Genomic DNA, 13,221 nt, shown 5'->3' with positions numbered 1-13,221 from the left:
AGAGATTATTCGACTGATTTCACCGCGGTGTTTTCAGCGATGCGGCGCAGATATTCGTTATTCTTAAACGCAACCATGATCAGTTCGAACGTCACGCGACAGCCGATCAGGCTGAAAATCATCCCGATAAATCCGGTGATCAGATGATCGGTAAACATGGAATACACGCCGGCAATCAAAATCACCAGCATGACGATCCAGTAGAAGAAGACCAGCACGCGTGGCGTTAATAAGTAGTCAAATCCCAGAATGGCTTTCATTTTCTTTTCCTTAGAAATATAAAAAAGGCTCAAGATTGTATCTTTATCACGTTCTTTTATGGCGTGGATAGCTATCTGATTTCAGAGTAGTAATTCCAGCGTTTCTTGTTTTGGCCTTTCAAGTAGTGCCACCGCCTCCTGATACGTGCGCACGTTGTTATAGCCCATCACCAGTCCGTACCGCTTGCCGGAGCCGCGATACCACTCCGAGAGCGCGTTAACCTGCAGCTGCTGCGCTTGCCAGCAGTGCGCGATTTCCCGGTCACAACTCCCCTTCGAAAGGAATGCCACGATGTGCATTCCACCGTCGTTTTGCTCGGTGAAAAACAGGTCGCCATACACCTCCTGCAAAGCCTTAATCATCCACTCCCGCCGGGTCTGATACAGGGCCCGCATCTTCTTAAGATGTCGGAAAAAATGGCCTTCGTTGAGAAAGGCGGTGAGGATCTTTTGCGTCAGCACCGGCTGGCCGCTGGTGACGATGTCCGCGCAGTCGGTAAAGGCCCCGAGGGTGCTGGCGGGCATCACCACGTAGCCCATGCGCAGCGACGGCATAATGGTTTTGCTGAAGGTGCCCATAAAAATGACCCGGTCGTGCCGGTCGAGGCTTTTTAGCGACGGCAGCACCTTGCGGGTGTAGTGAAATTCCCCGTCGTAGTCATCCTCAATAATCCAGGCCTTGTTCTGACTCGCCCAGTCGAGAAGCTGTTGTTTACGCGGCAGAGAGAGGGTGACCGCCAGTGGGCTCTGGTGCGACGGGGTGACGATGGCGAAGCGGGCATCGCGATGGTGGCGCAGCAGGTATTCCGTATCGATCCCGGCGCGATCGACCGGCACGGTGTGCAGGCGCGGCACGATCCGCTTGAGCAACTGCTGGCCCATAAAGTAGCCCGGATCTTCAAACACCACCTTGTCGCTGCGGCTGGCCAGCGTATCGAGGATCAGGCGCAGGCTACCGCTGTAGCCGCTGGTGATCAGCACCTGCTCGGCGGTGCAGGTGAGCCCGCGTGAAATATTAAGGTAGCTGGCAATCGCCTGGCGCAGCGGATACCAGCCCAGCACGGGCGGATTCAGCATCTCTTCCTGGCGCATGGCGCGCGTCGCCTGGCCTGAAAGCAGCAGCCATTTTTTATAGGGAAAGCTGTCGAGGGAGGGAATGCCGGGGCGCAGAAAACCTGCCCGTTCGCGCTGGCCGATCAGCGAGGCCGGAAGCGTGCCGGTGGTCTGCTCCGCAGGGGCGTGCTGCGCGGGCAGTAACAGGTCCGGATTGACCCGCGTGCCGCGTGCCCCCTGGCTTACCAGATACCCTTCGCCCGTCAGAATGGCGTAAGCGGTTTCAACGGTTTTGCGCGCCACCTTCAGCTCTTCCGCCAGCACGCGAATGGCGGGGACTTTGTCGCCAGGCTTTAGCACGCCACGCGTGATGTTGTCGCGATAGCGGGTATAAATAGCGTGATAGCCCGGTTTCATGTCCTACCTCGTTTGACGGCTTTTGTATCTTTTTACTATGTCATTATCCGCGTAGATTGTCCCCATCGCATGACATATGCCGCACAAAAAAGAGGAAAGACAATGAGCACTCGCGTCAACCACCATAAGATCACACCTGCCCTCGCCAACGCGCTGTCCAACCTGAGCATGGAAGTGGCGAAAACCTCTCTCGACCCGGCGCTGAAGCACCTGATCGACATTCGTGTCTCACAGCTGAACGGCTGTACCTTCTGCCTGGATATGCACTCGAAAGAGGCCAAAATCGCCGGAGAGCGCGAGCTGCGTCTGTACCATCTCGCGGCATGGCGCGAGTCCCCGCTGTTCAGCGCCCGTGAGAAAGCGGCGCTGGCCTTCGCCGAAGCGCTGACGCAAATTAGCGTGCATGGCGTGAGCGATGCGCTCTACCGCAGCGTGGCGGAGCACTTCTCGGACGTGGAGATTTCAGAGCTGAACTTTGCCATTGTGGCGATCAACGCCTGGAACCGTCTGGGGATCACGTCCCGCATGGAGCCGGGCTCGCTGGACGCGGCTTACGGGCTGAATAAAGCTAACCTCGAATAACCCCGCGCTCACGGATCATCGCCACCAGCGCCCGTAACCCTGGCGGGACGTGGCGATGCCCCGGATAGTACAAGCGCAGCCCGGCAAACGGCTGCGTCCAGTCGTTTAACACGCTCACCAGTTCCCCGCTTTCAAGCTCTTCCCGGATATACAGTTCCGGTAAAAACCCTATCCCTAATCCCGCCTTCACGGCCCGGATCGAGGCGAAGAGATCGGACGTGGCAAAGCGCGGCGGTACCGCCAGAGCGTAGTGTTCTCCGTGACGCGCCAGCTCCCAGCGGTAGATCCCACCGTGCGCCATGCGCATACTGATCCCCTGATGTAAGAGCAGATCCTCCGGCGTGTGCGGCGTGCCGTGGCGGGCAAAGTAATCCGGCGTGGCGGTGACAAGCTGGCGGATTTCACCGGTCAGCGGCACGGCGATCATGTCCTGCGGCACGGATTCTTCAAGACGGATCCCGGCGTCGTAACCTTCTGCGACGATGTCGATCATTCGTGCTTCGCTTAGCGTCTCGACGCGCATTTTCGGGTAGCGGATCATAAAGTCGATCAGCAATTGATCCAGAAAGAGCGCACCGATATGGTTCGGTACGTTTAAGCGCAGGGTGCCGGCAGGTTCGCCGGTATCACTGTGGATCTCTTCGCTGGCCTGGCGTATCGCCTGCAGTGCCGGGCCGATACGCGCCACATAGCGCTGCCCGGCGTCGGTAAGCGCCACGCTGCGGGTCGTGCGGTTAAACAGGCGCGTCTCCAGGCGGCTCTCCAGCCCGGCGATAGCGTTACTTACCGCCGTAGCGGACATGCCCAGCTCCTGTGCCGCCCCGCGAAAACTGCCGCGCCGCACAACCGCCATGACTACTTCCAGCTCTGTCAGACCCGAACGATGCATAGATTATCCTGAAAATCGAAACAACCCTTGCAGCATAGCGTGGATTATCGCAACGGAGAAGCCGTGCCAGACTGTGTCCATACAGCCTGAGGAGGTTTATATGCACAACATCGAACAGATCTTTATCAACGGCGAATTTGTTACCCCGCACGGCACCGAACGTTTTGATTTATACAATCCGGCGACGGCGCGGGTGATTGGCCAGGTTCGCCTGGCCGATGAGGTAGACGCTGAGCATGCCATCGCGGCCGCGAAAGCGGCATTTCCGGCATGGTCGCAAACCCCCCGACAGGAACGCATTGCCGCGCTGAAACGCATGCATGCCGCCGTTGCCGCCCGTCATGACGCGCTGCTGGACGCGGTGATTGAAGAGTACGGCGCGCCAGCCTCGCGCTCGGCGTGGATGGCCCGCTACCCGGCAGATGTCATTGCCCAGGCCATCGAGGCGCTGGAAGCCTTTGAGTTTGTGACCACGGCGGGGGCGGCAACGGTGCAGATGACGCCGCTTGGTGTCGCCGGGCTTATTACCCCGTGGAACAGCGACGCGGGGTTTATCTGCGGCAAACTGGCGGCTGCGCTCGCGGCGGGCTGCACGGCGGTGATTAAACCGAGCGAGATGAGCGCGCTGCAAACCCGCATTGTCACCGAGGCGCTGCGCGATGCCGGGTTACCGCCGGGCGTGTTTAACATTGTCACCGGACGGGGCGATACGGTCGGTGAGACCCTCAGCCGCCATCCGGACGTGGCGAAAATTTCGTTTACCGGTTCGACCGTTACCGGCAAAGCGATACTGCGCAACGCGGCGCAGAGTGTTAAGCGAGTGACGCTGGAGTTAGGCGGTAAATCGCCGACGATCCTGCTTGATGATGTCGATTTGGCGCAGGCTATCCCGCTGGTGGTGCAGGCCGGGTTTATGAACAGCGGGCAGGCGTGCGTGGCCGGAACGCGCATTCTGGTACCGCAGTCGCGTAAGGCGGAAATCGAAACTGCGCTGGCGCAGGCCGTCGCGGCCGTGAAATCCGGCGATCCGCGCGATAACACGACAGAAATTGGCCCGATGGTCAGCGAAAAACAGTGGCTGCGGGTGCAGGGCTATATCCGTAAAGGTCTCGATGAGGGGGCAAACCTGCTGGTGGGGGGCGAAGGGCGTCCGGAAGGCACGCAGGACGGCTGGTTTGTGCGCCCGACGCTGTTTACTGACGTCACAAATCAGATGGCGATTGCCCGGGAAGAGATCTTCGGCCCGGTACTGTGTGTGATCGCTTATCAGGACGAGGCCGAAGCCGTCGCCATTGCCAACGACACCGAGTATGGCCTGAGTGCGATGGTGCTGGGCAGGGGTGTCGAACGTGCGCGTCGCGTGGCGCAGCAGATTGTCGCGGGCCGCGTGCTGGTGAACACGCTGGCCCATGAGCCTAAAGCGCCGTTTGGCGGGTTCAGGCACTCCGGCGTGGGGCGTGAGATGGGCGAGTGGGGGATCCGCGCGTTTATGGAGCCGAAGTCGATTCTGGGATAACCGTTTGTCGCCCTCCCGGGAAGCGGGCGACAATACTTCGCCCTTCACCGAAGCATCCGCATTTTCTTTCCTGCATGCTCTTCGCACCCTCACAACGGAGAGACAACCATGATTGCAGTCCTTTTTGAAGCCCAGGCCGCGCCTGCCCACCAGGCGCGTTACCTGCAGCTCGCCGCCGAACTCAAGCCCCTGCTGGCGGATATCGACGGGTTTATTGATATCGAGCGTTTTCAGAGCCTGACCACCGACGGCAAAATTCTCTCCCTCTCCTGGTGGCGGGATGAAGACGCGGTCCGCCGCTGGAAGCAGAACGTCTTTCATCAGGCGGCGCAGAGGGAGGGGCGGGAGGCCATCTTTACCTACTACCGCATTCGGGTGGCGCAGGTGGTGCGGGAATACGCCTCAGAAACCGGAGGGCATGCGGATGTATGACGTTCATGTGATTTTCGACGCTACGCCAGGGGAACTGGCGCGATTTGGCCAGCTGCTGGGGTGTAATGGTGTGGGGCTGGAGGGCGGCGGCGTGTTTGGTACCGAGGCCCATTTCCTGGTGGAAGAGGGCGAAAAAGCCCGTCGCGTGCTGCTTGAGGGCGGGTTTAACGTCCGGTCAGTCCGTAAACCGCTGATCAGAAAACTGCAGCAGGCGCGTCCCGGTGAGCTGGGCGAGATTGCCGCGGCGTTAGCGGCTCACGGTGTGTCTGTACTGACCCAGTACAGTGACCATGCGAATCACCTCATTCTGCTGACGGATAATGATAAGCTGGCGGCAGAGATCACCAGACCATGGGCAGTCAATGCTTAAGACCCGTTTACCCCCTGACAACAGCGCGCTGCTGGAGCAGGCCATGGCGGCAGTGGCCGCCGCCATGGCGGATCCGTCGCGTGTGAAAATGCTCTGTGCGCTGATGGATGGCAGGGCATGGACCGCCACCGAGCTGAGCGCGGCGGCGGATGTCGCCCCCTCCACCGCCAGCGGGCACCTGACCCGTCTGCTGGACGGAAAGCTGATTACCTGTCTGTCACAGGGGCGGCATCGCTATTACCGCCTGGCAGGACACGACGTGGCGGAACTGGTCGAGCAGATGATGGGGCTGTCGTGGAGCCGCATCACCCCGCCGGAAACCTCCGCCCCGAAAGCCCTGCGTGAAGCCCGCACCTGTTACGACCATCTGGCAGGGACGGTGGCCGTTCAAATCTATGATTTTATGCAGGCGCAGGGCTGGCTGGAGACGGACGGGTCAGCCCTGACCGTGTATGGACGCGAACAGTTCCTGACGCTCGGTATTTCATTAAGCACCAATCCGCGCCGTAAGGCCTGCTGTGCCTGTCTTGACTGGAGCGAGCGGCGGTTTCATCTTGGGGGCGAGGCGGGCGCGGCGCTCCTCGCGTACCTGGACAGCAACGGCTGGATCCAGCGGGTGGCGGGATATCGGGACGTGGTGGTCACCGCGTCGGGAAACGTTGCGATTAAAAAACGTTTTAGCCGCTAAATTCTCGGCGGTCTGATGCCCTTTCCCCACCGGGAGAGGGCATTCGTCTTTCGCAATTCCTGCTCTTTTGTCTCTCGTTTCTTGATACTTATCCTGGTAACTATTATCTTGACCGCGTGTTACGAGAGGATATCCCATGCGTGAAGAAGAACTGTTTAGCCGCAGACCGATGGGGATGCGGATGGCCATGATCGTGCGTCAGTGGCGCGCCGTGATTGACGACGCCATTCTCGAGACCGGGTTAACCCAGTCGAGCTGGACGGTGATGATGCAGCTTCAACAGCTTGGGGATAACGTCTCGGTGAGTGAACTGGCGGAGGTGCAGGGTATTGAACTGCCGCCGCTGATGCGCACGCTGACACAGCTGGAAAAACAGGGTTACCTGTTACGCACCGTATCGCCTTATGACAAGCGTATCCGGCTACTCACGCTGACGCCGGAGGGGAACGCCGTACTCAGGACGCTCTCCCGGGTGATCGAGACATTTCAGGCGCGCGTATCGCAAAACATCGCGCCGGAGCATCTCGATATTTTCAGCGCCACATTGAATCAAATCGCCTGCAATTTGCGGAAAATCCGCGAAGAAGATAACAAGACCGAAAAATAATGACTCCTGAACAAAAGTTTGCCCGCTGGGTAAGGGTAAGTATTGCCTCTTTCCTGCTGATGTTTGTCTACTTTGTCGTCGCGGACATCTGGATCCCGCTGACGCCGGACTCCACCGTCATGCGCGTGGTGACACCGGTTTCTCCGCGCGTCTCCGGTTACGTGGCGGCTGTCCATGTACACAACAACAGCCAGGTGAAGCGAGGCGACCTGCTGTTTGAGCTGGATGACACGCCGTTTCGCAATAAAGTGGAAGCAGCGCAAATCGCGCTGGAGCAAGCGCGTCTTTCTAACGAACAGCTGGATGCGCAGATCGCGGCCGCACAGGCCAGCCTGAAAACCGCCGTGCTGACCGCGCGTAACGACAAGGTGACCTACGATCGTTATCAGAAACTCAGCACGCTGCAGAACGTGTCGCAGGCGGATCTGGATAAAGTCCGGACCACCTGGCAGAGCAGCGAGCAGTCCGTCAGTTCGCTGCAGGCGAACATCCGTAACCTGCGCATTCAGCGCGGTGAGCGGGAAGAACACCGCAACGTCACCCTGCAGAAATACCGCAACGCGCTGGATGAAGCGGAACTGAATCTTGGCTGGACGAAGGTTTACGCCCAGGCGGACGGCACGGTCAGTAACCTGCAGCTCAGCCCCGGCTATTACGCCTCCTCCGGCTCGGCCGCGCTGGCGCTGGTGAATAATCAGGCCGATATCGTGGCCGACTTCCGCGAGAAGAGCCTGCGCCATACCCATCAGGGAACCGATGCCGCCGTGGTGTTTGACGCCTTCCCGGGACACGTCTTCCGTGCGCATGTGACCAGCAGCGATGCGGGGATCCTTGCCGGACAGGAGGCGGTGAACGGCGAGCTGTCCGAGCCAGAAACCTCCAACCGGTGGGTTCGTGATGCCCAGCGTATGCGAATCCACGTGGCGCTGGACGAGGCGCTGCCGAAGCAACTTCCGACCGGTGCGCGTGCCACCGTGCAGCTCTATAACAGCGAAGGGCCGTTTGCGCGCTTCTTCTCCGGGATGCAGATCCACCTGGTGAGCCTGCTGCACTATGTCTATTAACACTCTGGCGCGGGTGTTTACCCCGCACGGCAACATCGTCTATACGGCAAACGACTTTCGCCAGACCCTGCGCATCGTCTTTGCCGGCATGATTGCGCTGAGCATTTCGAGTTTTTACAACACTCACTACGGCGTGTTTTTCGTGGTCTACCCCATCATGCTGCTGTCGCTGGTACCGGTCTTTAACCGCCACGTGGCGAAGCAATTTATCTTTAGCGCCTCGCTTAACTGCGTTGAAATGGTCATTATCATCGGCTATCTGTCGCAATGGCCGGTGATCATGACGTTAGTCGTGTTCGCCCTGTACGTCATGCGTTTTCGCTTTATGAGTAAGGGACCGCTGTTTCTGTTTGGTTCGATGGGCGTGGTCTGCCAGAGCGTGATGCTCAACTTTATGAGCTATCCCACCACCGACTGGCATACGCTGCTGTTTTCCAATATCGAAGCGAGCGTTATGGCGGTGTGCCTGAGCGCGCTGATGAATTACCTGCTGCCGGACGTGGAGCCGCGCAAGCCGCCGCCGCTGATTGAAAAAGATGACGCCCGTGTGCGCCACGAGTCGCTGCTTTCCGGGACCGTTGCCACCCTGATTTTCGTCATCTTCCAGATAAGCGACCTGAGCGACTCACTTTCCGCGCTGATGGCCGGGGTATTGATTCTGTTTCCCATGCACTATCGCGGCGCGGTGATGAGTTCCCTCTGGCGCGTGGTCGGCGTGGTGCTGGGCTGCCTCTACATTCTGGTCGTCCAGCTTATCCTTTACGATCACAGCAGCCATATGCTGCTGATGATGCCGCTTATCGGCCTTGGGCTGGCATTTGGCGCGCGGCTGCACGTGATGGAGAAGGTCGGCGCCGGGGTCGGGTTTTCCAGCATCACAACCATCGGCATTATGTTCGGGCAGAACATGCACCCGGACAGCGACCTGGTGTTCAGCGATCTCTATCGCATATCCTCGGTGACCTTTGCGCTGGTGGCGACCCTGACAATGGTCTTCCTGGTGCATTTGATCCTCAATCGCTTTGCCCCTACGCGCTATGTGATCGCGCCGCCTGAGGCGAATTAATGCGCGAGCACGGCAGGCAATTGCGAGAGTAAAAACAGGATCAGGCCAATCGTCCCGCCCACCAGCGTGCCGTTCACACGGATGAACTGCAGGTCTTTGCCGATGTTAAGCTCAATCTGGCGCGACATATCTTTGGCATCCCAGCTCTTGACCGTGTCGCTGATATGCCGCGTGAGGAACGCGGCAAAATCCGGCGCTACGCGGTGCGCCGCCTGCTCCAGATGCTCGTTCAGCGATGCCTGCAGGCTGGCATCGTTCGACAGCGTTTCACCAAACCACAGTCCGGCGTTGGCGATGCGCTGCCTGACGCGCGAGTCCTCGCTTTGCATATCCGCTTTCAGCCACTGACGCAGGTCGGCCCACATCTCGCCCAGATAACGGTTAAACGCCTCGTCGTTCTTCAGGTAGTGCTTGATGTTATCGGCTTTGGCGGCCATTTCCGGATCGTTTTTCAGGTTGTCGATAAACTTCAGCGTGGCGCGGTCAAACGCCTGGCGGATCTGGTGCGTGCGGTCGTGGCTGATATCATCCAGCAGCGTATTCACCGCATTCGACACCATCTCCGCACTCTGATCGCCGAGCCACTCGGTAGGCAGTACCATGGCCTTGCGTGGATGCTCGGTCTTCAGCCAGTGCACAATCTGGTCGGCGATAAAGTCCCGCGTGCTGTCACGCTGGATAAGCGCGATCAGGCGGTTGATGATGGCGTCCAGCAGCACCTGATGGCGATTGTTCCGGGTCATGCTCTCCAGCATCACCGCGCTGGTTTCGGTGAAGTCGACCTTGTCGATGGCCTTGTGCACCGCCCGTTTGAGCAGCCGCTGAATGCGTCCGTCGTCGGTCAGTTCAAGAAAACCGCTCATTACCTGAATCAGATGCAGCCCGACGCGCCGGGCGTTGTCGGGCTGGCTGAACCAGGTGCCAATCATCTGTGCCGGTTCATAGCGGCGGATCAATGCCACCAGCGACTGGGTATCGAGAAACTTTTCCTGCACGAACTGACCCAGATTGTCGCCAATGCGGTCTTTGTTGCGCGGAATGATCGCCGTATGGCGTGAGATAAACGGAATGGGCACCCGGCGAAACAGCGCGACGACGGCAAACCAGTCCGCCAGTGCGCCGACCATCGCCGCCTCGGCAATGGCCTTTACGCCGCGCACCCAGAAGGTTTGCGGCAGGAACAGGGTGGTGATAAACGCCGCGGCGGCAATCAGCAGCAGCGACAGCGCCAGCAGCTTGGCGCGTTTAAGTTCAGCTATTTTTTCCATGGCTTAAGAATAGAGGGAGGCGGGAAGAAAATGCAAAAAACGCCACACGACCCACCCACCAAACGCCATCAGCACCACGCCAGCGGTTCGCTCAATCAGCCAGAGTGAACGGCTGAGCGTCCGCTGAACCACGGGCAAGCCCATCAGCGACACCAGCGCTAAATCCCAGACCAGCACCACCATTACCATCCAGACACCGCAGGTTGACTGCTGAAGCAGCGTGACATCCGGCCCTAACAGCGCCGTCATGAGCGCCAGATAAAAAAGCGCATTCTTCGGGTTTAACAGTGCCGAACCAAGCCCCAGCAGGATTTGCTTACGCAATGAGGGGCACCGCTGATGAGTCTCATTGAGCGCAAGCGTCTGCGGGCGGCTGCGCGCCAGCCGCGATCCAATCCAGAGCAGGTAGAGCGCGCCGGATAATTCGATAAGGGTGAACAGCCACGAAAACGTGCGCAGGGCACTCCAGCCGATAATCACCAGCACAATATAGAGCGCGTTACCCGCGGCGATACCGAGGCACAACCCGGCACTGCCGCGCAGCCGGTAACGCGCGGCGTAACCGACCAGCAAAAAGAAATCCGGACCGGGGCTTAACAGGGCTACAAAATGCGCCAGCGCCAGGGCGAGAAAAGCGGAAGGGAAGAACAGTTCCATCGTGACCTCCAGAGCAAAAACGGAGATCACCTTACGGCGTTACGTATCCTGATTATTGTCTGATATTGATCGGCCCGTCGCGTACTGGCGAGGCGTGGCGGCCGTGTAGCTGACGAAGGTTTTATGGAAATGGCTCTGGTCGGCAAACCCGCTCTGGTAACCGACATCGGCGAGACCATCTCCCGCACGCAGTCGCGCTTTGGCGTATTCCACGCGAGAGATGCTAAGAAAGCGTCCTGGCGTCAGGCCTGTGTCCTGTTTAAAGGTGCGGATTAACGTCTCTTTGCGCAGTGAAAATCGCCGGGCAAGGTCGTCAAGGGAAGGCGGAGCGGTGAGGTTCGACAAAAACGCCTCTTGCACCTGCTGACTCAATGAATGGGGCTTATCTGTACGGCCTGTAGAGGGGGGAAGGGCGCAAAGCAGTGCGTTCAGGGAGGCCGCGGTCATGTTCTCAACCACGTCAAGATAATGATTAAACAGCGCTTGGTCGCGAATGACCTGCAGTGCCAGCGAAAGGTCAGTGTCGATATACAGCATATGGTAGCTGCGTGGCTGCCCTGCCACCGGGTTGCAGCTGTGGGGAGCATGCGCCGGGATGACGATGATGTCGCCAGGGGTCAGGATATACTCCCTGTCATGGACTGTGCAGCACGTCTGGCCTTCCATGATTGCGCCAATGGAGAGCTGTGGATGACAATGACGTTTATACGCCTGGGTGCTCTGCCACGTGCTGCGCAGCTCGTGGCCGCAGGCGCGATGAAAGGTCTGGCGGATGTGTCGGGTCTCGGTCATGGGGGACTCCTGTCAGGAACGTTTTTTATACCATGCCCGCGCGACATGTTGCAGTACCACGCTAAGAACCTTCCGGATATACCCAACTTTACGTCCATCGCCAGTCATATTGTCTACCCTTAATACCCTAAGCGGTAAAACAAGGAGATTCGACATGGCTTACCAGACAGTAAATCCTGCCACAAACCAGCTCATCAAAGAATATCCCTCCCATACCGACGCGGATGTTGAAGCGGCGCTGAAGGCGGCCGATGCGCTTTACCATTCGGACTGGGCAAAAGGCGACATTAACCAGCGCCTGCCGGTACTGCGTAAACTTGCGGACCTCATCGACGAACGTACGGAGGATCTGGCCAAAATTGCCAGCAAGGAGATGGGTAAGCTCATTGAGCAGAGCCGCGGTGAAGTGAAACTGTGCGCGCAAATCGCCCGCTACTACGCGGATAATGCCCAACGGTTCCTCGCCCCGGTGAAGTACGACTCCGAACTCGGGGAAGCGTGGGTCGAGCACCACCCTATTGGCGTGCTGATGGCCGTTGAGCCGTGGAACTTCCCTTATTACCAGCTGATGCGTGTCCTCGCCCCGAACCTGGCGGCCGGTAACCCGGTGATCGCCAAACACGCCAGCATCGTGCCGCACTGTGCAGAGACGTTTGCACATCTGGTGCGTGAGGCCGGTGCACCGGAAGGGGCGTGGACCAACCTGTTTATTTCGTCGGATCAGGTGGCGAACATCATCGCCGACGATCGTGTACAGGGTGCCGCGCTGACCGGTTCCGAAAAAGCGGGCAGCGTGGTCGCGGCGCAGGCGGCGAAGCACATCAAAAAATCGACCCTGGAGCTGGGCGGTAACGACGTCTTTGTGGTGCTGGATGATGCCGATCTGGAGAAGGCCGTGAAGACGGGCGTGAATGCCCGATTCAATAACGCCGGCCAGGTCTGTACGGCGGCGAAGCGTTTCATCCTGCATGAGAAGATTGCGGATGCCTTCCTCGCGAAATTCACCGAGGCGTTTAAGCAGGTGAAGATTGGCGATCCGCTGGACGAGAGCACCACCCTGGGGCCGCTGTCCTCTCAGGATGCGCTGGACACGTTGACCAGACAGGTCAACGAGGCGGTGAAAAACGGCGCGACGCTGCATTACGGTGGCAAACCGGTGCAGCGTGACGGGTGCTTCTTTGAGCCGACGATCCTGACGCATATCTCGCGCGACAACCCGGCCTACTTCGAGGAGTTCTTCGGCCCGGTGGCGCAGATCTATGTGGTGAAAAATGATGACGAAGCGGTCGCACTGGCGAACGATTCCCACTATGGTCTGGGCGGCGCCGTGTTCAGCAAGGATATCGAGCGGGCGAAGAAAATGGCGTCGCGTATTGAGACCGGCATGGTGTATATCAACTGGCTCACCGATACCGCGCCAGAGCTGCCGTTTGGCGGCGTGAAGCGATCCGGTTACGGACGCGAACTGTCGGACCTGGGGATCAAAGAGTTTGTGAACCAGAAGCTGGTGGTGGTGCGTAAGTAACTCCGCGAATAAAAAACCTGCCATCCGGCAGGTTT

The 13,221-nt window shown here is 58.9% G+C and carries 15 protein-coding genes; 9 read left to right on the top strand and 6 right to left on the bottom strand.

Features of this window, described 5'->3' with window-relative positions:
• Window positions 1–5 precede the first annotated feature (5 nt).
• Window positions 6–260, bottom strand: a complete 255-nt coding sequence (locus AC2FAP_RS14845) for a DUF4282 domain-containing protein (RefSeq protein WP_020885330.1) — start codon at window positions 258–260, stop codon at window positions 6–8.
• 81 nt (window positions 261–341) lie between these two features.
• Complete coding sequence (gene pdxR / locus AC2FAP_RS14840) at window positions 342–1,730, bottom strand: MocR-like pyridoxine biosynthesis transcription factor PdxR (RefSeq protein ID WP_485452967.1); 1,389 nt, start codon at window positions 1,728–1,730, stop codon at window positions 342–344.
• Window positions 1,731–1,832: 102 nt separating this feature from the next.
• Between pdxR and AC2FAP_RS14835 the strand changes: the two genes are divergently transcribed.
• Window positions 1,833–2,312, top strand: a complete 480-nt coding sequence (locus AC2FAP_RS14835; RefSeq protein WP_020885328.1) for a carboxymuconolactone decarboxylase family protein — start codon at window positions 1,833–1,835, stop codon at window positions 2,310–2,312.
• On the opposite strand, the gene AC2FAP_RS14830 is transcribed toward AC2FAP_RS14835, so the two are convergent.
• Window positions 2,299–3,201: a LysR family transcriptional regulator gene (locus tag AC2FAP_RS14830; RefSeq protein WP_485452966.1), complete on the bottom strand. Its 903-nt coding sequence runs from the start codon at window positions 3,199–3,201 to the stop codon at window positions 2,299–2,301. The two genes, AC2FAP_RS14835 and AC2FAP_RS14830, sit on opposite strands and share 14 nt — an antisense overlap.
• A gap of 100 nt (window positions 3,202–3,301) precedes the next feature.
• Between AC2FAP_RS14830 and AC2FAP_RS14825 the strand changes: the two genes are divergently transcribed.
• The 7 genes from AC2FAP_RS14825 to AC2FAP_RS14795 all read left to right on the top strand — a co-directional run bounded on the left by AC2FAP_RS14825 (window position 3,302) and on the right by AC2FAP_RS14795 (window position 8,944).
• Window positions 3,302–4,717, top strand: a complete 1,416-nt coding sequence (locus AC2FAP_RS14825; RefSeq protein WP_436368365.1) for an aldehyde dehydrogenase family protein — start codon at window positions 3,302–3,304, stop codon at window positions 4,715–4,717.
• Between the two features lie 108 nt (window positions 4,718–4,825).
• Window positions 4,826–5,149 (top strand): antibiotic biosynthesis monooxygenase family protein, encoded by a 324-nt coding sequence (locus tag AC2FAP_RS14820; protein ID WP_025205658.1) that lies wholly within the window; start codon window positions 4,826–4,828, stop codon window positions 5,147–5,149.
• The gene (locus AC2FAP_RS14815) at window positions 5,142–5,519 is read left to right on the top strand and encodes an amino acid-binding protein (protein WP_196356089.1); all 378 of its coding nucleotides are present in this window, start codon (window positions 5,142–5,144) and stop codon (window positions 5,517–5,519) included. Before AC2FAP_RS14820 ends, AC2FAP_RS14815 begins: the two co-directional genes overlap by 8 nt.
• Window positions 5,512–6,207 carry an ArsR/SmtB family transcription factor gene (locus tag AC2FAP_RS14810; RefSeq protein WP_342864903.1) on the top strand — a complete coding sequence of 232 codons (696 nt, stop codon included), beginning with the start codon at window positions 5,512–5,514 and terminating at the stop codon, window positions 6,205–6,207. The genes AC2FAP_RS14815 and AC2FAP_RS14810 overlap by 8 nt, the downstream gene beginning before the upstream one ends.
• 136 nt (window positions 6,208–6,343) lie before the next feature.
• A complete protein-coding gene (locus tag AC2FAP_RS14805; protein ID WP_025205651.1) occupies window positions 6,344–6,814 on the top strand; it encodes a MarR family winged helix-turn-helix transcriptional regulator in 471 nt (156 codons plus the stop codon).
• On the top strand, window positions 6,811–7,878 hold the full coding sequence (locus AC2FAP_RS14800) for an HlyD family secretion protein (RefSeq protein WP_086533213.1): 1,068 nt from the start codon (window positions 6,811–6,813) through the stop codon (window positions 7,876–7,878). The genes AC2FAP_RS14805 and AC2FAP_RS14800 overlap by 4 nt, the downstream gene beginning before the upstream one ends.
• The gene (locus AC2FAP_RS14795) at window positions 7,868–8,944 is read left to right on the top strand and encodes a DUF2955 domain-containing protein (protein WP_185791546.1); all 1,077 of its coding nucleotides are present in this window, start codon (window positions 7,868–7,870) and stop codon (window positions 8,942–8,944) included. Before AC2FAP_RS14800 ends, AC2FAP_RS14795 begins: the two co-directional genes overlap by 11 nt.
• Here the strand turns inward: AC2FAP_RS14795 and AC2FAP_RS14790 are convergent.
• Genes AC2FAP_RS14790 through AC2FAP_RS14780 form a run of 3 tightly spaced genes read right to left on the bottom strand, consistent with a single transcriptional unit; the run spans window position 8,941 to window position 11,661 of the window.
• Window positions 8,941–10,212: a DUF445 domain-containing protein gene (locus tag AC2FAP_RS14790; RefSeq protein WP_014168469.1), complete on the bottom strand. Its 1,272-nt coding sequence runs from the start codon at window positions 10,210–10,212 to the stop codon at window positions 8,941–8,943. The genes AC2FAP_RS14795 and AC2FAP_RS14790 overlap by 4 nt on opposite strands.
• 3 nt (window positions 10,213–10,215) lie before the next feature.
• Window positions 10,216–10,869, bottom strand: coding sequence for a LysE family translocator (locus AC2FAP_RS14785; RefSeq protein WP_020885321.1), 654 nt, complete (start codon window positions 10,867–10,869; stop codon window positions 10,216–10,218).
• Window positions 10,870–10,908: 39 nt separating this feature from the next.
• Complete coding sequence (locus tag AC2FAP_RS14780; RefSeq protein ID WP_279260215.1) at window positions 10,909–11,661, bottom strand: AraC family transcriptional regulator; 753 nt, start codon at window positions 11,659–11,661, stop codon at window positions 10,909–10,911.
• 154 nt (window positions 11,662–11,815) lie between these two features.
• Between AC2FAP_RS14780 and AC2FAP_RS14775 the strand changes: the two genes are divergently transcribed.
• Window positions 11,816–13,186, top strand: coding sequence for an NAD-dependent succinate-semialdehyde dehydrogenase (locus tag AC2FAP_RS14775; RefSeq protein WP_485452965.1), 1,371 nt, complete (start codon window positions 11,816–11,818; stop codon window positions 13,184–13,186).
• Window positions 13,187–13,221 lie beyond the last annotated feature (35 nt).

This window comes from Enterobacter cloacae complex sp. 394I7, from assembly GCF_057320345.1.
The sequence above is the reverse complement of the archived record's forward strand: the minus strand, read 5'-3'. Positions and strand labels throughout refer to the sequence as shown.

Excerpts from the sequence above, each read along its gene's own strand:
- AC2FAP_RS14835 (WP_020885328.1), top strand. The coding sequence starts at position 1,833 with ATGAGCACTCGCGTCAACCACCATAAGATCACACCTGCCCTCGCCAAC.
- AC2FAP_RS14845 (WP_020885330.1), bottom strand. The coding sequence starts at position 260 with ATGAAAGCCATTCTGGGATTTGACTACTTATTAACGCCACGCGTGCTG.
- AC2FAP_RS14830 (WP_485452966.1), bottom strand. The coding sequence starts at position 3,201 with ATGCATCGTTCGGGTCTGACAGAGCTGGAAGTAGTCATGGCGGTTGTG.
- AC2FAP_RS14810 (WP_342864903.1), top strand. The coding sequence starts at position 5,512 with ATGCTTAAGACCCGTTTACCCCCTGACAACAGCGCGCTGCTGGAGCAG.
- AC2FAP_RS14780 (WP_279260215.1), bottom strand. The coding sequence starts at position 11,661 with ATGACCGAGACCCGACACATCCGCCAGACCTTTCATCGCGCCTGCGGC.
- AC2FAP_RS14825 (WP_436368365.1), top strand. The coding sequence starts at position 3,302 with ATGCACAACATCGAACAGATCTTTATCAACGGCGAATTTGTTACCCCG.
- AC2FAP_RS14790 (WP_014168469.1), bottom strand. The coding sequence starts at position 10,212 with ATGGAAAAAATAGCTGAACTTAAACGCGCCAAGCTGCTGGCGCTGTCG.
- AC2FAP_RS14805 (WP_025205651.1), top strand. The coding sequence starts at position 6,344 with ATGCGTGAAGAAGAACTGTTTAGCCGCAGACCGATGGGGATGCGGATG.
- AC2FAP_RS14775 (WP_485452965.1), top strand. The coding sequence starts at position 11,816 with ATGGCTTACCAGACAGTAAATCCTGCCACAAACCAGCTCATCAAAGAA.
- AC2FAP_RS14820 (WP_025205658.1), top strand. The coding sequence starts at position 4,826 with ATGATTGCAGTCCTTTTTGAAGCCCAGGCCGCGCCTGCCCACCAGGCG.
- AC2FAP_RS14785 (WP_020885321.1), bottom strand. The coding sequence starts at position 10,869 with ATGGAACTGTTCTTCCCTTCCGCTTTTCTCGCCCTGGCGCTGGCGCAT.
- AC2FAP_RS14815 (WP_196356089.1), top strand. The coding sequence starts at position 5,142 with ATGTATGACGTTCATGTGATTTTCGACGCTACGCCAGGGGAACTGGCG.
- AC2FAP_RS14795 (WP_185791546.1), top strand. The coding sequence starts at position 7,868 with ATGTCTATTAACACTCTGGCGCGGGTGTTTACCCCGCACGGCAACATC.
- pdxR (WP_485452967.1), bottom strand. The coding sequence starts at position 1,730 with ATGAAACCGGGCTATCACGCTATTTATACCCGCTATCGCGACAACATC.